The organism is Mesorhizobium sp. BH1-1-4 (assembly GCF_020165665.1).
In the GTDB taxonomy this organism is placed as follows: Bacteria; Pseudomonadota; Alphaproteobacteria; order Rhizobiales; family Rhizobiaceae; genus Mesorhizobium.
Genome location: NZ_JAIUIN010000029.1, coordinates 19,995 through 44,936 on the forward strand (window position 1 = coordinate 19,995; position 24,942 = coordinate 44,936).

At 65.0% G+C, this 24,942-nt stretch carries 11 protein-coding genes; 4 read left to right on the top strand and 7 right to left on the bottom strand.

Annotated elements, in window-relative coordinates; all coding sequences use genetic code 11:
- Nucleotides 1–62: 62 nt before the first annotated feature.
- Nucleotides 63–12,221, bottom strand: a complete 12,159-nt coding sequence (locus LB569_RS28920; protein WP_224695001.1) for a hypothetical protein — start codon at nt 12,219–12,221, stop codon at nt 63–65.
- Between the two features lie 374 nt (nt 12,222–12,595).
- On the opposite strand from LB569_RS28920, the gene LB569_RS28925 reads away from it, so the two are divergent.
- Together LB569_RS28925 and LB569_RS28930 are read left to right on the top strand one after the other, a co-directional pair.
- A complete protein-coding gene (locus LB569_RS28925) occupies nt 12,596–13,132 on the top strand; it encodes an invasion associated locus B family protein (RefSeq protein ID WP_224536940.1) in 537 nt (178 codons plus the stop codon).
- 70 nt (nt 13,133–13,202) lie between these two features.
- Nucleotides 13,203–14,447, top strand: coding sequence for a M24 family metallopeptidase (locus LB569_RS28930; RefSeq protein ID WP_224695002.1), 1,245 nt, complete (start codon nt 13,203–13,205; stop codon nt 14,445–14,447).
- 183 nt (nt 14,448–14,630) lie between these two features.
- Here the strand turns inward: LB569_RS28930 and LB569_RS28935 are convergent, their stop codons facing one another.
- The 5 genes from LB569_RS28935 to LB569_RS28955 form a co-directional block, all read right to left on the bottom strand.
- The gene (locus tag LB569_RS28935) at nt 14,631–16,073 is read right to left on the bottom strand and encodes an amidase (RefSeq protein ID WP_224695003.1); all 1,443 of its coding nucleotides are present in this window, start codon (nt 16,071–16,073) and stop codon (nt 14,631–14,633) included.
- Nucleotides 16,074–16,243: 170 nt separating this feature from the next.
- On the bottom strand, nt 16,244–17,335 hold the full coding sequence (locus LB569_RS28940; RefSeq protein ID WP_224695004.1) for a Gfo/Idh/MocA family protein: 1,092 nt from the start codon (nt 17,333–17,335) through the stop codon (nt 16,244–16,246).
- A 274-nt stretch (nt 17,336–17,609) separates the two neighbouring features.
- Entirely contained in the window at nt 17,610–18,773 is a 1,164-nt protein-coding gene (locus LB569_RS28945; RefSeq protein WP_224695005.1) for an ABC transporter substrate-binding protein, read from the bottom strand.
- A gap of 65 nt (nt 18,774–18,838) precedes the next feature.
- Nucleotides 18,839–19,681 (bottom strand): ABC transporter permease, encoded by an 843-nt coding sequence (locus tag LB569_RS28950; protein WP_140618204.1) that lies wholly within the window; start codon nt 19,679–19,681, stop codon nt 18,839–18,841.
- A complete protein-coding gene (locus LB569_RS28955) occupies nt 19,678–20,505 on the bottom strand; it encodes an ABC transporter ATP-binding protein (RefSeq protein ID WP_224536923.1) in 828 nt (275 codons plus the stop codon). The genes LB569_RS28950 and LB569_RS28955 overlap by 4 nt, the downstream gene beginning before the upstream one ends.
- A 314-nt stretch (nt 20,506–20,819) precedes the next feature.
- On the opposite strand from LB569_RS28955, the gene LB569_RS28960 reads away from it, so the two are divergent.
- Nucleotides 20,820–21,758, top strand: coding sequence for a MurR/RpiR family transcriptional regulator (locus LB569_RS28960; RefSeq protein ID WP_140703695.1), 939 nt, complete (start codon nt 20,820–20,822; stop codon nt 21,756–21,758).
- Nucleotides 21,759–21,868: 110 nt separating this feature from the next.
- On the top strand, nt 21,869–23,659 hold the full coding sequence (locus LB569_RS28965; RefSeq protein WP_224695006.1) for an NAD(P)/FAD-dependent oxidoreductase: 1,791 nt from the start codon (nt 21,869–21,871) through the stop codon (nt 23,657–23,659).
- Nucleotides 23,660–23,697: 38 nt separating this feature from the next.
- On the opposite strand, the gene LB569_RS28970 is transcribed toward LB569_RS28965, so the two are convergent.
- Nucleotides 23,698–24,933, bottom strand: a complete 1,236-nt coding sequence (locus LB569_RS28970) for an amidohydrolase/deacetylase family metallohydrolase (protein WP_224695007.1) — start codon at nt 24,931–24,933, stop codon at nt 23,698–23,700.
- Nucleotides 24,934–24,942 lie beyond the last annotated feature (9 nt).

Sequence of the window (24,942 nt, forward strand, 5' to 3'; positions counted from 1 at the left end):
ATACAACAAGTCTACATCATAGTCGCAAAATTTATTTCTGGCGACAAACCCAGGGTTGCGAATTACGGCGTGGCTGCGGGCAGCAGCGGAGCGGGCTGGCCGAAGAGAGTGCCGGCACTTTCCGTGGCAGTTGCCCCGCCATTGGCGGCCTCAAGTGCGGCATCGCTCGCTTGCAGCAGGTTTATCGTGCCGTCGTTGGCACCAATGCCATCCTGGAGGAAGCCCATGGCATTTGCGTTGTTGACGTTGGTGATGGTGTTGGCATGCACATCGGCGTTGATGATGGCGCCGGCAAACACTGCGTTGAATGTGATGCCGCGGCTGTCGGCATTATCGCGAATGATATTGTTGGTCACCGTCGCGTTCACGGTGCCCGGCTGTACGAGCTGCGTGACAATGATGTTCTCGCCGCCACTGACGCCGTTGACGCCGATGCTCTGGATCGTGTTGCCGTCGATCAGCACCTTGGCGACGCCGAGGCTCTCGTGCCCGACCCGGATGCCGAAGCCGACCCGCGATCCCGAGGTTGCCACGTTTTGGATGCCGATAGTGTTGTTCTGGATGATGCCATCCAACGTGCGGGCGAGATCGCCGCTGCTGAACACGTTGATCGCCGTCGAGTCGCTGTTGGTGACGGTGTTGTTCTTGACCGTGAAGTTGAGGTTGCCGCCGGTGCCGGCACCGGCATTGCTGCTCTGGGTGAGGTTGATGCCGTTGTTCAGATTGTTGAAGGTGTTGCCCGTCGTCTCGCCGATATGGGCGTTGACGGTGCCGTCATTGGCGATGACGAACAAACCGGTTCCGGGAATGACGCCCGGTCCGGGATAGGCGTTGTTGCCGGTGAAGGTCGCGCCGTTCACGGTCAGCGTCATCGTCGGCGTGCCGGCGACCCCGGCGGTATCCGATTCGAAGATGAAGTCGCTGCCGGCGTTCTGGGAGGCGCCGTCGTTCGAGAACGTGCCGCCGCTCACCACCAGGTTTGCCAGCGTGCCGCCGGAATTGATGACCTGGACGTTGTGGGTGAACGAGTTGGAGACCGTCAGGTTGGTGAAGGTGGTGACATGCGAGGCGTCGCCGGTAAGTTCGTTGAACAGGATACCGGATTCGGTGTTGGCATCGGCATTGCTGTTCAAGGTCAGGCCGTTGAGCACGACGCCGTTAACCCGCAGGCCGTGGATGCCGCTGCCGGCATTGTCACTGATGATCATGTTGCTCAGGCTGACGTTCTGGGTATCCGTCAGGCTGACGCCATCGCCTGTCGAGGTCTGGATCGTGCCGCCAGTGCCCGCCGTGCCGGTACCGGTTACGGTCAGTCCGCCGCTGGCGCCGGTGTTGTTGAGGATGATGCCGCTCGCCGCGCCGGTTGTCGATATGCTCCTGAACGTCAGTCCGCTGCCGCCGATCGTGGTGTTGGCGATGTTGAGCGCCGTGCCGGTGGTCGAGGTAATCGTATTGCCGGCACCCTGCACCGTCACCGTGCCGCCGCCGGTGGCATTGAAGCCCTGGCCGCTGGTGGTGGTGATCGCCAGCCCGCCGCCGGTGAAGTTGATGGCCGCGCCGGTGTTGCTGGTCATGATGACGGCGGCGTTGACGCCGGTCGACAGCGTCTTCGTCGTGCCGCCGAAGTTGATCGTGCCGCCGGCATTGCTGAGGATGGCAATGCCCAGCCCGCCATCGTTGCGGGTGATCGAGCTGGCGCTGTCGAAATTGACCGAGCCGCCAGCCATGCCGCGGATGTTGGCGACATTACCGCCAGGATTGGTGATGTCGACATTGTTCAGATTGACGATCGCGCTGACGTCATCATTGCCAGGTGTGCCCTGGTCGCCATCGATGACGAAGGCGTGGTTGCTCGCGCCGGCGACGGTATCGATGGCGACATTGTTGAAGGTGTAGGTGCCAGTGGCATTGTTCGTGGCGTCGCCGAGGATCGTGATGCCGGCCGTGCCGACCAGCCTGGCATTGTTGACCGTGACATTGCCCGCCGCGCCGTCGATCACGATGCCGGTGCCGGCGGTGTCGTTGAGGCCATTCGCCACGGCTGTGGTGAAATTGACCGCGCCGCCGGTGGTGTCGGCGACGACGATCATGCGCTGGCCGGCCGTGCCCTGCGTGATCGTACCGGCATAGGTGACGTTGGCGCTGCCGGTGCTGACATTGAACGCGGTGCCGCTCGGGCTGGTGATTGATGTCCCGGTGCCGAAGCTGAATGTACCGCTCGAGCCGGTGAGGATGTCGACGCTGGCATTGCCGCCGTTGAGCGTCGTCGTGCCGTTGAAATTGTAGGTGCCGTCGGCATTGTCGAATTGCAGGCCGGTGCCGCCGGTCGCCGACAGCGTGCCGGTGAAGGTAACCGTCCCGGTGGTGTGGCCCGTGATGCCGACCAGCGCCGCGTTGTTGGCCTGAGTGATGCCGCCGCCATAGGTGACGCTGGCCGTGCCGCCGCTGATGTTGAACGCGGTGCCCGTCGCGCCGCTGAGCGCGCCGGTGCCGCCGAGGCCGACCGTGCCGGTGACATTGGTCAGCGAGACGTTGTTGGCGCCGCCGCCCGACGAGGTCGAAGCGAGCGTGATGTTGGCGGCGACGCCGTCCAGGTTGATCGCCTGGCCGAGGGTCGTGCCGATCGAATTGCCGCTGCCCGCGATGTTGATGGTGCCACCGCCGGTGGCGGTGAAGCCGGTGCCGCTCGCAGCGTTGACGACGAGGCCGCCGCCAGTGAAGGAGATCGTCGCGCCGGTGTTGTTGAGCAGCGTCACACCGGTGTTCCCGCCCGTGGCGGTGATCGACTTCGATGCGCCCGAGAAGGTGATGGTGCCGGACTGGTTGCCGGCGACGGCAATGCCTTCGCCGCTCCCGTTATAACTGATGTTGCCGGACAATGTGATGTCGCCCGCGACGACGGGGCGATTGTAGATGGATACGGCGCGGCCTGGACCGCTGCCGGTGATCGTGCCGCCATAGCTGATGGTCGCCGTGCCGCCGGAACCAGGCAAGATCGGGTGGCCGATAACAAATGCGGCTGACGCGCCGCTCAGCTTGCCGCTGCCGAGGCTGACGGCGCCGGTGACGAAGGTCAGGGCGACATTGTTGGAGCCGCCGCCTGACGAGGTCGAGTCGAGCGCGATGTTGGCGTTGACGGAGTCCAGGACGATCGCCTGACCGAGGGTGGAATTCACCGTCTGGCTGGCGCCGGTGGCCAGGATATTCATCGTGGCGTTGCCGCCGGCAATGCCGATGCCGGCCCCGGTGTCGATGGTCAGGCCATTGTTGAAGTTGGTGACGCCACCCGTCTGCGACAGGCCGGCGCCGCTCGTCGTGTCGATATTGGCAAGGCCGGTGACCGTGAGCGTTCCTGACGCCCAGCCGATGCCGCCGCCCGTCGAGCTGGTGTTGTCCACCGTCACCGTGTTGAAGGTGAAGGTGCCGGCGTTGGTGTTGATGGCGCTGATGCCGGCGCCCGACGTGCCGGAGATGTTGGTGGCGCCGGTAACGGTGAAGGCGCCCGCCACGCCGTCGAAGATGATGCCGCTCGCGCCGCCCGTGGCGGTGACGCTGTCGAGCGTCATGCCGACCGTCAGCGGGTCGAGATTGAGGGCGGTCCCGTTGGTGGTGTCGACCGAACCGCCGCTGCTGTTGAGCGTGAAGATGGTGGCTGGCGGGCCCTTGGTATCGACGAGCAGGCCGGTGCCGCTGTCATTGGCGATGTTCAGCGTGCCATAGTCGAGCTCGCCCGACACCTGGGTCAACGAAATGCCGTTGCCATTGACGCGGGCCGCGGCGGTGCCGATGGTCGAGTTGCCGCCGTTGACCGGATTGATGGCGCCGCCGGGCGTCGCGTCGAACGTCGCGGTGTTGATGGCGATGCCGGACCCCGACCCGGCGCCACCTTCGATGGTCAGGCCGTCGAAGCGGGTGATCGTGGTCGTGCCGCCCGTACCGTCGATCGACAGGGCCGCCGCGCCCGTACCGGATTTCAAGGTCAGGTTGGACAGTGCCAGATTGGTCACTGTGTTCGACGTGATGGACACGGCGGGTACGCCGATGTCGCCGCGAACCGTGCTGTTGAGCAAGGTCAAGCCGGCTATGTTGGTGCCGATGATGCCGGTGCCGCCGCCGCCATTGCCGATCACCACGCCGCTGATGCCGTTGGTGCCGGTGAGCGTTACCGTCGCCCCGGCAGCCATCGTCGTCAGCGTCACCGCGCCGTTGCCGGTGGGATCGGTCACCGTCGTGCCGCCGGCGGCGATGGTGGTGAATTGGAAGGCACTCGGCGCGCCGCCGGCGGTGAAGCCGAGCGTTGCCAGATCGACGGTGCCGCCGTCGCGGAAGCCGACCAGGGCCTGGCCATCGGCCAGGGTGAGCGTGGTGCCGCCTGTTATGGTGCCGCCATTGTTGACCAGCACGATGACCTGTGCCGACGAGGCAAGCGCGCCGGCGATCGTGCCTGGATGGGCGCGCGTGCCGTCGTCGGTGCCGTCAACGGTGTTGTCGACATAGTAGTAGGAGATCGAGCTGGAAAGATTCGACGTGTCGCCGGAGAAGATGACGTCGTTGAAATTATAGTCGCCATTGGTCGGCAAACTGTCGGTGGCGTGAATGACCTGACCGCCAGTGGTGGCGATCGTCGATTCGGCCGGACCCTGGCCGTCGCCGAACACCAGCTTGGCGTTGGTGGTGCTGGAGAACTGGACGCCATAGCCGACATTTTCGATCTTCGAGGTCTGGCCTGCCGGATTGTTGTTGACGAGGTCGCCGAGCTGGATCGTGCCGGTGCCGGTCGTGCCGGCCATGTCGATGCCGATCGTGCCGGCGAAGCTGCCGCCATCGACGTCGAAATCGCCTGCCGTGATGGTGCTGGCGCCGAGCGCGGCGCCGTTGAGATCGAGGCCGATCGCGTTGTCGGCAGCGAGCCCGACATTGAGGCTGGTGAAATCGAGCGTCGAGCCGAGCGTGCCGGAGATCTGGACGCCGGCGCCGGTGATGCCTTGCAGGTTGACCACGCCGATATCGAGAGCGCCGCCGCTGACATTGTTGAGCGAAATGCCGGTGGCCGCGCCAGTGGCCGAGATCGAATCGAACTTGATGCCATCCACGCCAACCGTCGCGCCTGTCGCCCCCGCCACGATCGCTGTCGCGTCGCCCAGCTTCAGCGCGGTGCCTGTGCCGGTGGTGATGGTGTTGCCGTCGCCGGTGACGCTGACCGTGCCCGGACCGAAAGTGCTGGCGATGAAGCCGGCGCCGCTGGTGGTGGTGATGACGAGGCCGCCATTGGTGAAGTTGAGCGTGCCTTGGGTCTGCGGATCCGGCACGTACGCTGGTGCCTTGTAGATGGCATCGTTGGCGCCGGTGTCGAATGTCTTCGACGTGCCCGAGAAGGTGACCGTGCCGTTGGCCGAGCCGCCGATAGAAACACCTGTGCCGCCGCTGTGATCGATGGTGCTGGAAATATCGTATATGCCTTCGGCATGGCCGAAGAAATTGAAGGCCGTCGATGCCGTGGTCGAAACGACCGAACCGCTCATGGTCAAATGGGTCCAGTCGCCGGTGGCTTGCAGCACCGAGCCCGTATCGACCTTGATCGAACCGTTGTAGTTCAGTGTCGCATTGATAAGGTCGTTGCCGCCGGAGAGGCTGATGGCCGAGCCGGTGGTGCTTGTCGTCGCCCCGATGCTGGCAACGCCGCCATTGCCGCCGACATTGACGGTCCCGGTCTGCAGGACGGCCAGCGCAAGGCCGACCTGGCTGCCATCGATGGTCAGGGTGGACCCGGCGACATTGGCGATGTTTATGGTGCCGACCTGGCCGCTGATCTCGAACCCTTCGTAGCTGGTGTCGAGATCGGTCGTGCCGGTGAAATTGACCACGCCGGGGCCGAACAGGCCGGACAGCGAGGCGCCGATGTAGCCGGTATCCTTCAACCCGCCGATGTTGACATCGCCCGCGAGGGTCATGCCTGACAGGAACACGCCAGCACCGCCACCGTCGGCGCTTGTGGATACCGCCGAGATGCTGTCGAAGGTGACACCGCCGGCGCCGACATCGGCGCCGTTCACCAGCAGACCGTCGCCACCGGAATTGATCTTGTTGCCGCTGCCGGTGACGGTAAAGGCCGAGGAGCCGAGGTCGCCAATGGCTATGAAGCCCGCGCCTGTCGTCGTCGTTATGTCGAGGCCGCCATTGGTGAAGTTGATGGCCGAGTTCGTGTTGGGAGTCGGCGTGCCCAGCGGCCAACCGCCGGGGAGGCCGAGATTGACACCGTCGGCCGCGCCCGAGCTGATTTGCTTGGTCGTGCCCGAGAAGGTGATGGTGGTGGAATCGTTGCCGGCAACGAAAATGTTGCCGCCAGCGGCCGCATTGTTGTCGGTCAAATTGCCCGACAGGGTCACCGAGCCGGCAGTCATGCTCTGGATCGAGACCGCGGCGCCCGTGCCGTTGGTGGCAATCGTGCCACTGTAGGACATGGCTGCAGTGCCGCCGCTGGCGGCGGTGGTCGAGCCGACATTGAAGGACGTGTCCGAACCGGTGTTGGTCAGCGTACCGGTGCCGAAATCAGCCGTGCCGCCGACGTTCTGCAGGTCGATGCCGTTGCCGGCGCCGAACGTGGCACTCGTCGACGTGAAATGAATGTCGGCCGTGACGCCGTCGAGCGCCGCCGCTTGCGCGTTCGTGGCATTGATCGTTCCGGCGTCGACCTTGATCGTGCCGCCGCCAGTGGCGGTGAAGGCCGTCGACCCGTTGGTGGTGATGTCCACGTCGGCGAAGGTGATCGCGGCACCGGTGTTGTTGGTCAGCGACACGCCATTGCCGTCGACCGTCACATGGTCGGTGAAATCGACCGTGCCGCCGGTGCGGTTGGCGGTTGTGATGCCGCCGCCGGTCAGCGTGCCGGCCGGCCCGCTGTTGGGCAGGGTACCGCGCGTGACCGTGATGTCGCCGTTGCCGCCATTGGCATCGAGCAGCGTGCCGGCGACGTTGATGTTGTTGTTGGTGATTGAGACATTGCCGATAGTGCCGGTAGCGCCGTCGACCTTGAACGCTGTCTGGCCGACGGCGACATTGCTGACCGTAACGCCGTTGATGACGATGCCGCCAGTGTTGTCGAAGGTTGCCGCGCTCGAGTCGATGGTGAAGACCGAGCCGCTGCCGCCGCTGAAATCGAAAGCGGTGTCCTTCACCTGGTTGCCGCCGAGCAGATGCAGCGTATCGCTGCCCGTGCTCATGACAACGCCCTCATTGCCGGTGACGGTCGCGCCCGTGGCGCCGAGATTGCCCTGGACATTCACCGGCTGGATAGTGCCGGACGTCACGATGGAGGAACCGTTGCCGAAGCCGACGATCGACTGCCCCGCATCGAGCGTGAACGGCGTGCCGCTGAGATCGACGGTGCCGACAAAGGCAAAGCTCAGCGTGCCGGTCATCGCATCGGCCTCGGCAGCCGTGACCGTGGCCACATTGGCGCTGAGCCCGTCCGTGCCGGCGTTGATGACGCCGCCCGTCTGCGAGACCATGATGACACCGCCGGCAGCCAAGGCAAGATTGGCACTGCCGGTGAAGAACACGTCGTTGAAATTATAATTGCCGAGCGCCGGATCGAGCCCGACCGTGTTGACTGTGTAGCCGCCCGCCGCCGCAGTGATGGAGGATTGCAGCCCATTGGCGGAGGTGCCGTCGCCGAAGGTGAAATTGGCGTTGGCCGAAGTCGCGGTCGAGTGATCCGATGCCAGTTCGACGCCGACGCCGGCGTTGCTGATGCTGGAGCCGCCCAGGAACGCGATGGTCTTGTTGCCCGTCGTCGACGACAGGTCGATGCCGCGCGAGGTGAGATCACCGTTGCCGGTGATCGTGGTCACGCCGAAATCAGCCGTCGTCGATGAACCGCTGAAGTCAATGCCCGTCTGGTTGGCGCCCGCGCCCATCGTCACCGTCGTCGTGCCGAAGCTGACATCGGCGTTGGTGCCGCTGAAATTGATGCCGGCGGTGCTGCCGACCGAGCCCAGCGTCACATTGGTCGTGCCGAAGGTCACCGATCCGGAATTGCCAGAGATGTCGATGCCGTTGCCGCCGGCGGTGGTCACGGTGACGGCGCCGAAAGTGGCGCTGCCGGCGACGTTGGAGACCGATACGCCATTGCCGGTCGCGTTGGTGATCGACAAAGGCGCCGTGGCGTTGAAGGTCGCGGCCGCGCCGAGGCCCGCGATGACCGCGCCACCACCGCCGCTGGCGGTCAGCGCCGAGCCGGTGAAGCTGATCGCGCCGCCCGTCGGCGCGGTGGTCGAGCCGATGGCGAAGAGGTTGCCTGTACCGGTCGAGGTGACGTTGCCCGAGAAGGTTACCGAGCCGCCGGTGATGCCGTCGACCTTGACCGCGGTGCCGGGCGCGGTCGCCGAACTGGAGATGGCGGCCGAGACGGTGATCGCCGCGCTGCCGCCGGAGACCACGACGCCATCGCCGGTGCCGGAATTGGTGATGGTGCCGCCAATGCCGAACGTGCCGGTGTTGTTGGTCAGGCTGACATCGGCGCCGGAGACGCTGGTGGTGACGAGATTGCTGACATTGACCGTCGCGGCGCTGTTTTGCACCACGAAACCGGGACCCGGTCCGCCGACGGTGGCGATCGTCGTTGTTCCGTTGAAAGAATAGATGCCGCTGGCGACATTGGTCAGACGGATGGCGTCGCCATTGGCGCGGCTGATGTCGACACCGCCGAAGGTGACGTTGCCGCCGCTGGTGTTCTCGATGACGATGCCGGCTGGCACCGAGCCGCCGGAACCGTCGACGGTGACGCTGGCGAACGTCACGCCCGCCGCGCCGATCGTCAGACCGCCGGCGCCGCCAAGATGAATGCCGTTTTCCGTCACGCCAGCGCCGGTGTTGACGGTATTGCCGGAGCCGGTCACCGTCAGCGTGCCGCCATTGACGGCGCTGAAGGCGTAGCCGCCATCGGTGGTCAGGTCGAGGCCGCCGGTGAAATTGATCGTGCCGCCGGTGTTGCCGGTCAGGTCGATGGCATTGGCCGCGCCCGTGCTGGCGGTGATCTTGCCGCCGAAGATCGCGCTGCCGCCGGTCATGTTGCTGATCTTGACCGCGCTTGCCGCACTGGTCTGATTGATGGTGCCGTTGTAGGTGACGTTGGGCGTGGAACTGGTGATGGAGAAGGCATTGCCGCCTGTGCCGGCGATGGAACTGCCAGCCCCGAAGGTCAAGGTTCCGCTCGAGCCACCGACGACACCAACGCCTATGCCGCCGCCGGTGATGTCGAGGTCGTCGAAAGTGGCGGTGCCGTCGAAATTGTTGGCGAACAACCCGACATTGGTGGCGTTGGCGATGGTCGTGTTGCCGGTGAAATTGACGGTTGCGCTCGAATCGGCAAGCGCGATGCCGGTTTGGCTCACATTCTGGATGTCGAGATCGTCGACCGTCACGGCGCCGGTCACGCTATCGAGAACGAGGCCGAGCGCGACATTGCTGACCGACACGCCCTGGACCGTCAGGCCAGCGATGCCCGCCCCACTGATCGCCGCGCCGCTGCCGCCCGAAATGTTGAAGTCGAGCAACGAGTTGCCGTTGCCCAGCGTGACGACGTCGCCGGCGCCGGGATTGGTCAGCGTCGCGGCGCCCGTGCCCGGATCGGAAACCACGACATCGTGCTGGATGTTGTCGCCGGTGACATTGATCGGCACGCCGCCGAGTGAGAAGGAACGGCCATTGCCGAAGGACGCCAATGTCTGGTCATCGCTGAGCGAGAAGCCGCCCGTGGTGTCGATCGGCGTGTTGCCGGCGTCGTTGACCAGCACGAAGATCGCATTGGCGTCGGTGATGCCGTCGGCGGTGCCGACCGACGCCAGGTTGCCAAGCGAGGAACCGTCGCCGACGCCCGAGGCCGCCGCGCCGACGAAGATGACGTTCTGCACGTCGAACAGCTGCGGCCCGCTGAACGACGTGGAGCCGAAGGCATAGAGGCCGAGTGTCTGGTTGAGCCCGCGCGCGTCGAGCGAGGCGGTGACGCCGGCGATCGAGCCGCCGCCAAAGGTGAACTGGGCATTGGCCGAGTGGGCCAGCGAGCCGGCAACGCCCAGGCGCACGCCGGTGTCGACGCCCGAAATGGTTCCACCATTGGTGATGATGATCGAGGCACCGCCTGTCGTGTCGGAGAGGTCGATGCCGATCGAACCGGCGCCTGATCCGCTGATGTTGGCCGACAGGGCCGTGAAGGTCGTCTGGCTGCCCGAGAAGTCGAGGCCGGTGTGGCCGAGACCGAGCCCGGAGACGACGATGTTGCCAGCCACCACCGCCGCGTTGACGCCGCTGAACGACATGCCGTCGGCGCCGGGATTGGTGATGTTGATGTCGCCGAAGCGGATCGTTGCCGGCGAATCGGAAATGGCGATCGCCGGTCCGGTCGTGTTCGAGATCGTCGTGGCGCCGTTGACCGTAAAGCTGCCCGAAACATGGTCGAGCACGACACCCGACGTGCCGCCATCCTGGGAGATCGAATCCAGCACCACATGGGCGGTGATCGGGTCGATGTAGACGCCGATGCCGCCATTGCCGGAGATATTGCCGCCGGTGGTGGTGAAGCTGCCGCCGCTCGACGTGCCCTGCACGGTGATGCCGCGGTCGGTATTGTTCAGCGCATTGACCGTGGCGAAGGTGTAGGTGCCCTGGCCGGTGATATCGAGGCCGTCGTCGAGATTGCCCGACAGCAACGTCGTGCCGGTGAAATTATAGGTGCCGTTGTCCTCGATATGCAGGCCGTCGAGACCGTTATTCGTGGACGTGAAATCGGACGCCTTGACGTTGGTCGAATTGCCGGTGAACTCGGCGCCGTTGCCGCCGGCACCCGTCACCGTGACCTTGGTCAACGTCGTGCCGGTGACGTTGTTGCCGAAGATGCCGTCGGCGCCGCCGGTGATGGTGATGCCGTTCAGCGTGTTGCCATTGCCGAGTGTGATGACGTTGTTGGCGACGTTGGTGCCCTGAATGGTGCCGTCGCTGCCGCCGAGGTTGAAGGTGGTGGTGCCACCGTTGAGAAGCTTCGCCGTGACGCTCGCACCACCGCCGATGACGGTCTGGCCCGTGGCCAACGTCACGCCATTGGTCGTCAAATTGCCGTTGCCGCCAAGCGCCACCACATAGCCGCCGCTGCCGGCCTTGGTAACGGCGTCGTCAAGCGTCGTCGGATCGGCCAACGTGCCCGCACCGGCCAGGCCGCCATCTGCGAAGTAGAATTTGCCGAACGCCGCATTGGTGGCGGCGTTGATGGCGACGCGGGTGGTCGAGCCGCCGGTCAGTTCCTGGCTCTGGATGCGGACGCCGATATCGCCGCGCACCCGCTCGTTGACGCGCTTGCGCAGGCCTTCGCTGACCGGATAGACCGGATCCGCCCCGATGGCCGCGGTATTGTCCGAGCCGCCGCCGGGATTGAACGGGATGTTCAGCCGCACGCTGCCGGCGAACTGGGTGTCGTCGCGATTGTCGTTGCGCACCTCGCCGGTGAAGGTCAGCGACGTTCCGGTGCCGAAGACATCGCCGATCTCATATTCGATGCCGGCCTTGGCGCCGGTGACGCTGCCGTCATCGCCGTGCGGATCCTCGAAATGGTAGCCGCCAATGTCCAGCCGCAGCGAATGCTTGTCGGGCAGGTTGATCGGCACCTTGGCGCCGACCTCGCCCTCGATGCCCCAGGCCGCGTAATCGCGATGGTCGAGCACCGAGATCTGCTCGATCAGCTGGTTGGAGACCATCGACAGGGTCGAGCTGGTCGAGTGGTCGGTCGAGTCGCCCTTGATCGGGATAAAGACGTTCACATGCGCGTCGAAATTCGGCGTGATCGCCTCGACGCCCAGCGTGCCGCCGGTGAACTGGGTACCGCCGTAGCTCTCGGCATTGAAATAGGCGTAGCCTCCGAGCATCAGGTCCGGGTTGACGATGCGGCGGATGCCGAGGCCGATATCCTGGCCGAAGGCATCCCTGAAATCGTGTTTGGCCCGGACATCCAGGAACAGCACCGATTCGGCGGTCTGCTTGATCGGGATGAAGCCCTCGAGCGCGGCGTTGCCGCCATTGTTGTCGGCGCCAACGATGGCGCGTATCTGCGGCTGCCAGAGCCCGGCGTCGTCGCCATGGGCGGCCGCGCCCGAAAGCGCCAGCGCCAGCGACGTCAGCGCCGTCGTCTTCCACAGATGCCTTGCAATGCTCGAACGGCGATAGCCGGCGCGCACGTGGAAACCCTCCCCACGCGCCGCCATCCCACCAACTTGCCGAGACTTCTCGGTAGTTCCCATCCCTGGCGAGTCCTTCCGGGACTTGCACGTCCCACGTGTAGGAATTTTTACGCAGATTCTATTGTATAGCGAGCGCTTATTGTCTGGAATTCAGTTGTTGCCTGCTAAAGTTCTTATGTGTGGCATGACGGTCACAGTAATTTTGCCGACTGTCTCGCCCGAGCTCGCCTTTCACAACAGTTCCCGGTGTAGTATCAAGCTCTTGCCGGCTCGAATACATGTACGGAGCTGGAAACCCAAGGGGCGCGGAAGACATGACGTCTAGATTAGCGAAAGCTAATAGAAAAGATCTGGCCGCTGGATTGGGCGCCTTGTGGTTGATCTTGTCCGCCACCGGTTCCGCGCTTGCAGAGGACGCCAAGTCGGCCCAGCCCCAACCGGCCGAGCCCCAATCGGCCCAGTCAAAGCCGGCCCCCTCAAAGCCTGCCGACGCAAATCCTTGGGCGGTCAACTGCTCCAGCGGCTCGGCGAGCACCGAGCTTCAGTGCCAGGTGTCGCAGAACCTGACCGAAGCCAAGACCGGCCAGCGCGTACTCACCGTGACGGTGCGCCGCGACAATGCCAATGGCAGCCTCGCCATGTTGCTCGCGCTGCCGCATGGCCTGTTCCTGCCGTCCGGCGCGAGTTATCAGATCGACCAGGGGCAGAAGACGACCATCGCCATCCAGACCAGCGACCAGAACGGCGCCTATGCCGCCACCCCGCTGCCGCCAGAGCTGATCAAGGCGATGAAGGCCGGAACCAATCTCAACATCGGCATGGAGTCGGTGACCCGCAAACCGGTTACCATCCCGGTGTCGCTGGCCGGCTTCACCGCCGCGCTCACCAAGCTGGAATCGATCAAGTAGCCCTTGCCGGCTGCTTGATTGTCAGCGCCCACAATGCTCCGTTGCCGGTTCAGGCATATGGAGACGCTTCATGACCGGCTTTGTCGACCGCCAGCGCGCCGCTGAGCTGATGCAGCGCGCCGGCATCGGGGCGCTGGTGCTCTCGGCACCCGAAGCTTTCCACTATGCGACCGGCGCGTCGAGCGGCCCGGCCGGCCTGTTCCGGCGCACCGGCGCCGGCTTCGTCGTCATTCCGGCCCAACAGGACCTGCCGATCGGCGTCGTCGTCGCCGATTTCAATGCGGAGCAGACGCGGCGCGCCATGCCTGAAGCGGTCGTACGTTCGCATCCGATCTGGATCGAATCCGCGCCGCTCGACCCGGGGGCCCAGGACCTGCCTTTGGCCGGCCGCATCGAGGCCGGCCTCGCTTCGCTCGCCCGCGCGCCGGATTTCGCGCGTCCCGCCACCTTCGACCTCGCCGGCTCGGTGCGGCAGTTGCAGGCCTTGCTGAAAGAATTCAGGTTGGAGCGCGCCACGCTCGGCTTCGACCTCGACTTCATTCCCGCCGCCGATTTTGTGGCGATGCAGGCGCTGCTGCCGGATTGCACCATGGTCGACGGCTCGGCCGTGCTGGACCGGTTGCGGGCGATCAAGTCGCAACGCGAAGGCGATCTCTTGCAGCAAGGCATTTTTCTCTCGGAAGCCGGGCTGTTGCGCTTGCAGGTCAATGCCATGGCCGGCATGCGCCAGGCCGACCTCATCGCGCTCTACCGGCAAGGCGTCGCCACGGCCGCCGCCGGGCTGTCGCATCCGGTCGTCACCGCCGAATATGTGACGCTCGGCGCCCGGGCCAAGGGCGCCGACGCCAGGGCCGTGGCCGGCGATCCGCTGAAGTGCGACATGGTCTGCACCGTTGGCGGTTACGCCTCCGACATGTCGCGCAACTTCACCTTTGGAGCACCCTCGGCGGATCAGGCGGAACTGCACGCCATTGCCGAGCGCGCCTTCGAGGACGGCCTGGCCGAGCTCGTCCCTGGAAACACGCTTGGGCATGTGCATCGCATCGCCACCGAAAGCCTGGCGCGCCAAGGCCTGCGCTCCTACCGTCGCGGTCATTTCGGCCACGGCGTCGGCCAGTCGGTTTTTTCCGAGCAATGGCCGTTCATCGAGGCCGGCAGCGATGTCGTCATCAAGCCCGGCATGGTGCTGGCCTTCGAGATCCCGCTCTACATCGACGGCCTCGCCAGCTTTAACTTGGAGGACCAGTTTCTGATCACGCCGGATGGACCGGTCGCCATGAACCGCTTGCCGAGACGGCTGGAGGTGATTGGGTAGTCGTTGCTGAACCGCTGCGTGAAGTTTGGCGCCATGCGGCGGGATGTGCCGAGATTCGGGTCAGGCCGAGACGACAGCGGTGGTTTCCGAGAACCGGAGCGGAGCGTACTTGAAGTACATGAGCACCGGAAGCGCAGGAAATCACCGCTTGCAGGCCGGCATCACCTGAATATCGGCGCATCCCTAAGCGCTCACCGGCGGCCGCCTATCCCTCCACGGCATTGCCTCCTCCAGCTGCGCCGACGCCGCCAGCACCGTCGCCTCGTCGCCATAGCGGCCGATGAGCTGCACGCCGATCGGCACGCCGCCTTTCGACCAGCCGAGCGGCAGCGAGATCGCCGGCTGGCCTGAAATGTTGAAGGGGAAGGCAAAGACGGCGTCCGCCCATTTGGCGTTGTAGCGGTCGATGTCCGTCTCCGACATGTCGTAATAGCCGAATGGGCGCGGCAGTTGCGTCAAGGTGGGCGTGACGAAAAGATCGTAGCCATTGAGGTCGCCGACAATGTCGCGGCCGACCTGCCTGAGCTGCTCGACATCGGAGATGTGCCTGATGCCGCTGGTGGCGCGGCCGCGCTCGATGATCGCCCAGGTCACCGCCTCGACATCGCCTGACGTCGCCGGCCGACCGATCACCGTTTCCAGATAATCGAAGGTCGCCGCCGTCTGCACGCAGGTCATGTTGGTGTAGGTCGCCCACACGCCATTGGCGTCGAGCGGCATGTCGTGCTCCTCTACATCATGGCCAAGCCGCTCCAGCGTCGCCACGGTTGCCAGCACCGCCGCCTTCACCTCCGGATCGATGGCCGTGCCATTGGGCGGCGTGACCGTGAAGCCGATGCGCAGCCGTTTCGGCGCCCGCGCCGACAGGCTGAGCCAAGAACTATCGGGAACCGGCGGCGTGTAGGGGTCGCCCGGCAGCGCGCCGGCCACCGCGTCGAGATAGGCCGCGGTATCGCGCACCGTGCGCGAGCAGCAGAGAAAATAGGCGCCCCCATACCAATAATCGCCGAAGGGCGCCAGGCTGACGCGGCCGCGCGAGGGCTTCAGGCCGACAATGCCGCAACAGGAGGCGGGGATACGGATCGAGCCGGCGCCATCGCTGGCCTCCGCGATCGGCACCATGCGCGAGGCGATGGCCGCGGCCGCGCCGCCGCTCGATCCACCGGGTGTGATGCCGTCCTTCCAGGGGTTTTTCGTCGTGCCGTAGAGTTTTGGCTCCGTGGTGATCGACCAGCCGTTTTCGGGCGCGTTAGACTTGCCGACCAGCACAAGGCCCGCCGCCTTCATGCGGCGCACGACTTCGGTGTCGAAATCGGCGACGACATCTTTCAGGTAGAAAGACGAATTGGTGTTGGGCGCCCCAGTCCAGGACGAGGCCAGTTCCTTGAGCAGGAATGGTACGCCGGCAAAGGGCGCCGATCTGTCGACCGTCGCGCCCTGCGCGCGCGCCATGTCGTAGAGACGGTGGATGACCGCGTTGAGCGCCGGGTTGAGCCGCTCGACCAGCGTGATCGCCGCCTCGACCAGTTCCGCCGGCGAAACCTGGCCGCCACGCACCAAGGCGGCGAGGCCGAGCGCGTCGGAGTCCGCGTAGGTTTTCAACAGACTGTCGGTGACGGCGGCCATATATTGCTCCTTTTATGGATCTATGGCTGAGTGACCCTCACCCAGCCTCCGCTTCGCTCGGCCGACCTCTCCCCGAGGGGAGAGGAGACTGTCCGGCGCTGGCGCCTCCCTCTTCTCCCCTCGGGGAGAAGGTGGCCGCGAAGCGGCCGGATGAGGGGGCTGGCGCAACGTCAGGCCAGCTCGACCGTCCGGCCCAGCTCGATGCTCTGTTCGGCCGCGAGCACGATGCGCAGGCTGTTGACCGCGGCATCCATCTGCTCGGTCAGATCGAGGTCCTCGCGGATGGCGCGCAGGAAGAAGGCCTGCTCGCGGTCGCACAATTCCTGATGGCCGGGCTCGTCCTCCATGCTGACGATCTCGTCGGTTTTTTTGAAGTTCTTGTCGCCGTCGACGGCGGCATAGTGGATCTTCAGCGCATCGGTCTTTGTGTGGCGGTCGATGTCGGCGGAGTTCGACACTTCGGCCAACTCACCCGCACTGCTTGCCTGCTGCCCGGCGACGATCGACACCGCGCCCTTCGGACCGACGACGTCCTTCACGAAATAGGCCGTCTCGCTCATCATCGGACCCCAGCCGGCCTCGTACCAGCCGACCGAACCGTCATCGAAGGTGACGTGCAGATGGCCGTAATTCTGCTTGTCGGCCTCTGCCCAGAGTTTCGCGCCGATGCCGTGCACGCGCACCGGCTTGGCGCCGGTCAGCTGGCACATGACGTCGACATAGTGGACGCCGCAATCGACGATCGGGATCAGCGAATCGATCAGGTTCTTGTGCCAGTGCCAGGCGCTGCCGCTGCTCTGCTGGTTGAGGTTGAGGCGCATCACCAGCGGCTTGCCGAGCGTCTTGCCGACCTCGATGAATTTGATCCAGGAGGGATGGACGCGCAGGATATAGCCGAGCACCAGCTTGCGGTTTTTCGCCCGCGCCGCCGCCACGACCTTCTCGGCATCCTCGATGTTGGTGGCGAGCGGCTTTTCCATGAACACATGGCAATTGGCCGCGATCGCCTTCAGCGCGTATTCGGCATGGGTGTTCGGCCAGCTGTTGATCGAGACGGCATCGGGCATGGTTTCCTTCAGCGCCAGGTCGAAATCCTCGTAGAGCGGATAGCCGGCAAGTTCGGCCGGGATTTTCGTGTTGCTCTTGATCGAGCGGCTCATGATCCCGACGATCTGAAAACCCTCCGAGCGATGATAGGCGCTGGCATGCGACGCACCCATATTGCCCAACCCCACCACCAGCACTTTTACCTTGTCGGCCATCTCAGCCTCCCGTTCCTTATTCATTAAAACCATGTGCGACGGCTCAGTTGCCGCACGGGTTGATCGCTTGCCCGGGCAATCATCTTAGGTTTGCGCAGCCCCTCATTGCCCTGCCGGGCATTTCTCCCCGTATAGTGACGGGGAGAAAGACGCTGTCATCACCGATTTTCGCCAATCGCCAGCGTTGGAGCGCTTCCCTTCTCCCCGTCACTATACGGGGAGAAGGTGCCGGCAGGCGGATGAGGGGCAGCGCCGACCTTGGCAATTGCGTCCCCTACTTCACCGCCGAATCGAACAGATGCGCCTTGATCTTCTCGACATCGAGCGCGGCGAAGCCTTCCGACAGTTTGACGCCGTCGGCATCCGCCTTGACCTTGGCCTTGTCGAAGTCGTTGGCGGCCGGAATCAGGTCGTTGGTGCAGACATCCTCGGCCTTCACCGGGCTGGTGATCTGGCCGATCTTATGGATCTCGTCGAAGAAGCCCTGCCAGCTCGCCATGTCGTGCGAGCCCCAGCCGCCGCGCTTGTCCATATCGCCACGGAAGACGTTGATCTGCTGCAGGATCGAGGTGGTCCCGAGCTCCGGTCCGAGGTTCTTGGCCAGCGTCGGGAACTGCTCGAACACCGCTTCGACCGCCGCGCGCGGGTTCTGGTAGCCGAATTCCAGCCCCATCGCCCAACCGCGCAGGTATTTTTCCAGGAACGCCTTCTTGTCGGGATCCTCGAGATCGGCTGCACGCACGACAAAGGTGTTGGCCGGCAGCTTTGAGTTCTTCACGCCGAGCCAGTATTCGAAGTCGAGACCCTTGGCGATCCATTCGGCGCGCAGGCCTTCCCACGACAAAGCCGCGTCGCCCTGGCCGCCGGCCAGCGCGGTGCCCCAGGTCGGCCAGCCGGCCTCGACATATTTGACCTTCTTGATGTCGACGCCTTGCGCGGCAAGCAGCGGGTCGGTGATCGACTGCCAGGCGGCGGAGCCGAGCAGGATGGTCTTGCCTTCGAGCTTCTTGAGGTCGTTCGAGCCTTCGCCCTTGCGAAAGGCGATGGAGAACGTATCGCGCGCGCCCATGTGGAACACGGATTTGAGCTTCATGCCGTTCTGGATGGCGAAGGAGAACACGCCGGGCGAGGGAAAGCCCATATCGGCCTGGCCGACATCGACGAATTTCACCGTTGCCGTGCCGTCGGACGGTCCCGGCTGCATGTCGGTGTCGAGCCCGTCGAAATAGCCGGCTTTCTTGGCCGCCCAATAGGGATAGTCGTCGAGCACTTCGAGCGTGCCGCGCGGCGAGATCCAGGTGAATTTCCCATAGGCCTCGGCTTTGGCCTTGAGGCCCGACGCGCCGAGCGCGGTCGCCGTCACCAGGCCGGCGCCGGTGACCTGCAGGAAGGTACGGCGGCTCATTTCGGCCTGGTGGATGAAATTGTCTTTGGTCATGGCATTCCCCTTTTTGTTTGATGTCGGTCTGCCGCCCGCCTCCCGGGCGCTTTTTTCCTCTTTGGCTATGCCTCCCAGCTCGCCCATTTCTTGCCGATCAGGAAGAACAGCACGTAGATCAGGATGCCGAGCATCGACAGGATCAGCACCACGGCGAAGAATTGCGGCATCTGGATCATCGACGAATAGGTGGTCAGCCGGTTGCCGAGGCCGAAGCCGCCGCCGACCATCTCGGCGCCGACCGCGGTCAGCAGGCCGAAGATGGCGCCGATCATCAGCCCGACTAGGATCATCGGCAGCGCCATGGGCGCGCGGATTTTCCAGAAGATTTGCAAGGTGCTGGCGCCGTAGGAGCGCGCCAGCGCGATCTTGGCGCTGTCGACGCGGCGAAAGCCGGTGGCGGCGTTGATCATCACCATCGGCCCTGCGGCCAGCGCCACCGCGATGATGCGCGGCGTGTAACCGAAGCCGAAGCGCAGGATGAGCAGCGGCACCAGCGCCAGCATCGGCGTGGTGACCAGCAGCAATATGTAGGGCGCGACGATCTTTTCCGCGAAAGGGAACTGGGTGATGACGGCGGCCAGCACCAGTCCGACGGCGGCACCGATGGCGAAGCCGGACACCAGCTCGACCAGCGTGTAGCCGAGATGCGGCGCGATCAGCGGGAACTCGTCGAACAGCGCGTAGGCGATCGAGCTCGGCGGCGGCATGATGTAGAGCGGCACGTGGAACAGCCGCAGCGCCAGTTCGATGCCGCCGATGATGATGACGGCGACGGCGAGGATGGCCGCCACCTCTTTCCCGGACTTGATGCCGGGGCCGCTGGCGAATGCCGAGAGGTTGGTCAGGCTGACGTCTTGCCCATCGCCTGATTTCGATTTGGAGAATTCCGGGATGGCGTCGCTCACGGCCTGATCCTCACGATCTCAGCGCTCGGGCGTTCCGGCGCCTTCGGCCTGGTGCGCTCGCCGACAATGTCCATTTTGATCCGGTTTGTGAGGTCGAAGACCTCCTTGGTCGCCATGATCTCCAGCGAACGCGGCCGCGGAAACGGCACGCGATATTCCTTGGCGACCCTGCCCGGCCGGGCGCTCAGCACCACCACGCGGTCGGAGAGGAATATCGCTTCCTCGATCGAGTGGGTGATGAAGACGATGGTGGTCTTGGTGTCGAGCCAGATCTCCTCGACCAGCCGGTTCATCTCCTCGCGGGTGAAACTGTCGAGCGCGCCGAACGGCTCGTCCATCAGCAGCACCGAAGGCTTCAGCGCCAGCGCCCGCACGATCGCCGCGCGCTGCTGCATGCCGCCCGAAAGCTCGCGCGGAAACTTGCCGCCGAAGCCGTCGAGGCCGACCCGGTTCAGGAGATGCGCGATCCAGGCGCGGTCGGGTTTCTCGCCCTTGATCTCGAAGGGAAAACGGATGTTGGCGTCGAGATTGCGCCACGGCAGAAGGTTGGCTTCCTGGAAGACGATGCCGATATCGGGATGCGGTCCGGTGATCTTGATACCATCGAGCCGGATCTCGCCGCTGGTCAGGCCGTGCAGGCCCGACATCGACCATAGAAGCGTGGTCTTGCCGCAGCCGGACGGCCCGACGATCGAGACGATCTCATTGGCCCTGACGTCGAGGCTGCAGCGGTCCAGCGCCAGCAGGTCACCGGACGCCGTGTGGTAGATCTTGGTCGCTGCCTGCACGCCAAGCTTCGGCGTTGTTATCTCGCCCGCGTTCATCCGCCCCTCGGAGATTGCGTGATGATCCAATAGATCACCAGACTGCCAGAAATCAGTGTGTAACTATCCTACTTTGCTGTCAAGCGCTCGCGGTGGTAAGCGTACCACGGAAACTGCGATCTTACGGTATCTGTTTGTTTTTAAGTTGTTTTCTACAGCTTGAAATCTGTGTTGCTTTCCTACATAGTTGAGCAGGTGCATGTACAACTGCCCCAGCGGCACGTAACGGTTGCAGCAGGGCCGGACGCATGGAACGACAGCGCGCAAACATGATAAGAGGTCAGGTCGAAAACGGGCTAGGGAAGACCGCCTTCATGACCGAAGCTGCCAGCCATCCGATCGCGGACGAAGAGGGAGCCGGGGGCGAGCCTGTCCGGCGCATTCCCGACATCATCTCGCTGGTCAAGGATTCCTACGCGGAATTGCGCCCGGCCGAACGCCGCGTCGCCGACGTCGTGCTCGATGACGTCAAATACGCAGTCGACGCCTCCAATGCGGCGCTGGCCCAGCGCGCCGGCGTCAGCGAGCCGACGGTGACCCGCTTCTGCCGCGCCATCGGCTGCGAGGGCGTGCGCGACTTCAAGCTGAAGCTGGCGCAGAGCCTGGTCGTCGGCGCGCTCTATCTGGACACGTCGCCGGCCAGGGAGAGCGGCACCGGCATGCCGTTCTGGAACGCCGTGTTCGGCGAGGCGCGCCGTGCCTTGCAGGAGGCCGAGCGGCAGCTCGATCCCGGCGAGCTGGAAAAGGCCGCCGAGCTGATCGCCCGGGCGCGCCAGGTCACCGTGTTCGGGCTCGGCGGCAGCTCCTCGGCGCTGGCGCAGGAAACCCAGTACCGGCTGTTTCGCTATGGCATCTCGATCAGCGCCCAATGCGACCCCTATCTGATGCGCATGACCGCCTCGACCCTGAAGCCCGGCGACCTGGTCATCGCCATCTCGGCGACCGGGCGCACGCGCGAAGTGATCGAGGCCGTCGAACTCGCCAAGCACTACCGCGCCAACGCGATCGCCGTGACCGCACCCGATACCGAACTCGCCCGCGCCTGCGACGTCAGGCTGACGGTCGCCGTGCCCGAATATCCCGACACGCTGAAGCCGACCGCCTCGCGCTTCGCCTTCCTGGCGATGATCGACCTTCTGGCCGTGGCCTCGGCCTACAAGCTCGACGGCTCGGCGCGCGAGACGGTCCGCCGCATCAAATACAACGCCCAGATCCACCGCACGGGCAAGGAAATGGAGCCGCTCGGAGACTAGCTCCCTTCTCCCCGTTCACGGGGAGAAGGTGCCGGCAGGCGGATGAGGGGCAGCGCCGGGTTCAACAATACCGCCCGATACAATTGGGCGCATGCAGCAAGAGAGAAGAAATGCTCGAAATGGCACCATCCAAACAGGCGGCCGCATGGCTCCAATCCCTGGCGCAGGCGCTCGAAGCCGGCGACGTGTCCGCCGCAAGCAACCTGTTCGTCGACGACTGCTACTGGCGCGACCTGCTGACCTTCACCTGGAACGTCACCACCATGGAAGGCCGCGAGGCCATCGCCGCCATGCTGAAGGCGACGCTGGCGGCGACGAAGCCCACCGCCTGGCGCCTCTCCGGCGAGGCGACTTCGGATGAAGGCACCATCGAGGCCTGGTTCACCTTCGAGACCGCCGTGGCGTCCGGCCAGGGCATCATGCGGCTGCGCGATGGGCGCTGCCGGACACTGTTCACGGCGATGACCGACCTGAAGGGGTTCGAGGAGCGCAAGGGCGCGGCGCGGCCGCTCGGCGTGCGCCACATGGCCGACCCGGAACGCGAGACTTGGTCGGAGGCGCGGGCGCGCGAGACGCGTGAACTCGGCGCGTCGGAGCAGCCCTATTGCCTGGTCATCGGCGGCGGCCAGGGCGGCATCATGCTGGGCGCGCGGCTCAGGCAGCTCGGCGTGCCGACCATCGTCATCGAGAAGAATGCCAGGCCGGGCGATTCCTGGCGCAACCGTTACCGCACGCTCGTGCTGCACGACCCGGTCTGGTACGACCATCTGCCCTACATCCCATTCCCCGACAATTGGCCCGTCTTCACCCCCAAGGACAAGATGGGCGACTGGCTGGAGATGTACACGCGGGTGATGGAGCTGAATTACTGGGTCGCCACCAGGTGCCTCAGCGCTTCCTATGACGATGCGGAGAAGGTCTGGACCGTGGTGGTCGACCGCGTCGGCCAGCGCATCACGCTGAAGCCGAGGCACATCGTCTTCGCCACCGGCGCCTATGGGCCGCCGCGCAAGATCGACCTAGCCGGAGCCGGTGACTTCAAGGGCGAGCTGCTGCACTCCAGCCAATATGCGAGCGGCGAGAAATTCCGCGGCAAAAAGGTCGCCGTCATCGGCGCGGCGAGCTCGGGGCATGACGTCTGCGTCGATCTCTGGGAGAGCGGCGCCGAGGTCACCATGATCCAGCGCTCGCCGACCACCGTGGTCAAGTCGGACACGCTGATGCAGGTCGGCTTCGAGATCTTCTCGGAGGATGCGCTGGCGCGCGGCATCACCACCGAGAAGGCCGACATGATCGTCGCCTCGACGCCCTTCGCGCTGGTGCCCAAGGGCCAGCGCGCGCTCTACGACGTCATCCGCGCCCGCGACGCCGCTTTCTACGAGCGCCTCGCCGCCTCCGGCTTCGCGCTCGATTTCGGCGACGACGAGACCGGCCTGCTGATGAAGGCCTACCGCACCGGCTCCGGCTATTACATCGACGTCGGCGCTTCCGACCTCATCATCGACGGCAAGGTCGGCATCCGCGGCGGGGTGGCGATCAAGGCGCTGACGGCCAAAGGCATCCTGTTCGAGGACGGCACCGAGCTTGAGGCCGACGCCATCATCGCCTGCACCGGCTACCAGTCGATGAACGAGAATGTCGCGGCACTCGTCTCGCGCGAGGTCGCCGACAAGGTCGGCCCTTGCTGGGGCCTTGGCTCGGGCGTCAAGGGCGACCCCGGCCCCTGGCAAGGCGAACTGCGCAACATGTGGAAACCGACGGCGCAGGAAGCGCTATGGTTCCATGGCGGCAATCTGGCCCTGTCGCGGTTTTATTCGAAATACGTGGCGCTGCAGATCAAGGCGCGGATGGAGGGGATTGCGACGCCGGTTTATGGGGCCGTCAGTAATTCGCGGCGGTGAAGCTGCCGATCTCCCCCCTCTTGGGGGAGATCGGCTAATCACTCATGCCGGTGTCCGAAATGCCGGGCCGCCACCTCGACATGCGTATGGTTTGCATGTGGCTCGAAACGTTCGGTCTCGCTCAAATCATTCGCCGCTTCGTTCGGCCACCATGTGCCGCCGATGGCGATGCCTTCGCAGACCAGCCTCTGATCAGCAACCAGCGAGGCGCCGACCGCGTCGACGAAGGTGAACCGGCCCGTCCGCTGCCGTAACACGGCGACATCGCCGACGGTGCCGAGAGCCAGCGTGCCGAGATCGGGCCGCGCGATCGCCCGCGCCGGCGCTTGCGTGGCGGCGCGCAGAACCTCGACCAGCGGCATGCCCAGCGCCATCAGCTTCGACATGCAGACCAGAATGTCGAAGGCCGGCCCGTCGACGCAGTAGAGATGCACGTCGCTCGAAATGACGTCGGGCGCCAGCCCTTCCGTGAGCATCGCGCGCGCGACTTCGAAATCGAACGAGCCCATGCCATGGCCGAGATCGAAGATGACGCCGCGCTCGCGCGCCAGCCGCATGTCGGGCCGCACCGCGCCGGAGGCGAAGACCGGCGCGTTGGGGAACGGCCGGAAGCAATGGGTGAGGATGTCGCCCCGGCGCAGGCGCGGCAGCACTTCCGAGCGGCCGGGCGGCGGCTCGTCTATATGCGCCATCAGCGGCAGTCCGGCTTTGTCGGCGGCTTCCAGCGCCAGATCGACCGGCGCGATGCCGCTGGTGCCGCCGGCATGCTTGCCGGAGCGGACCTTGACGCCGACCACGACATCGGCGTGCTCGCGCGCCGCAGCCACCACCTCGCGCGGCTCGCAAAGCCGGAGATCGCCGCATTCGCCGACCGATACCGTCTGCGAGAAGCCGAAAATGCCGGCAAAGGAAATGTTGACATAGGCCAGGATGCGCACTTTCGAGCGCTCCATGACATGGCGGCGGAAGCCGAGGAAATTGCCGGCGCCCGCGCTGCCGGCGTCGATGAAGGTGGTCGTGCCGCTCTTGGCGGCGAGCCTGTCGGCATCGACGCCGAGCGAGGTGCCGCCCCAATAGACGTGGCTGTGCAGGTCGACGAGACCGGGCGCGACGATGCAACCCGTGGCGTCGATCACCTGGGCGGCGCTGGTCGCTGGAATGTCGGCGTCGATCGCGGCGACCCGGCCATTGGCGATGGCGACGTCGCGCGGCGCATCGACGCCGGCCGCCGGGTCGATCAGCCGTCCGCCCTTCACCAGGAGGTCGAATTGCATGGCAGCCTC

Coding starts and splice junctions, on each gene's coding strand:
- LB569_RS28965 (WP_224695006.1), top strand. CDS start 21,869: ATGCTCGAAATGGCACCATCCAAACAGGCGGCCGCATGGCTCCAATCC.
- LB569_RS28945 (WP_224695005.1), bottom strand. CDS start 18,773: ATGACCAAAGACAATTTCATCCACCAGGCCGAAATGAGCCGCCGTACC.
- LB569_RS28955 (WP_224536923.1), bottom strand. CDS start 20,505: ATGAACGCGGGCGAGATAACAACGCCGAAGCTTGGCGTGCAGGCAGCG.
- LB569_RS28970 (WP_224695007.1), bottom strand. CDS start 24,933: ATGCAATTCGACCTCCTGGTGAAGGGCGGACGGCTGATCGACCCGGCG.
- LB569_RS28960 (WP_140703695.1), top strand. CDS start 20,820: ATGACCGAAGCTGCCAGCCATCCGATCGCGGACGAAGAGGGAGCCGGG.
- LB569_RS28935 (WP_224695003.1), bottom strand. CDS start 16,073: ATGGCCGCCGTCACCGACAGTCTGTTGAAAACCTACGCGGACTCCGAC.
- LB569_RS28940 (WP_224695004.1), bottom strand. CDS start 17,335: ATGGCCGACAAGGTAAAAGTGCTGGTGGTGGGGTTGGGCAATATGGGT.
- LB569_RS28930 (WP_224695002.1), top strand. CDS start 13,203: ATGACCGGCTTTGTCGACCGCCAGCGCGCCGCTGAGCTGATGCAGCGC.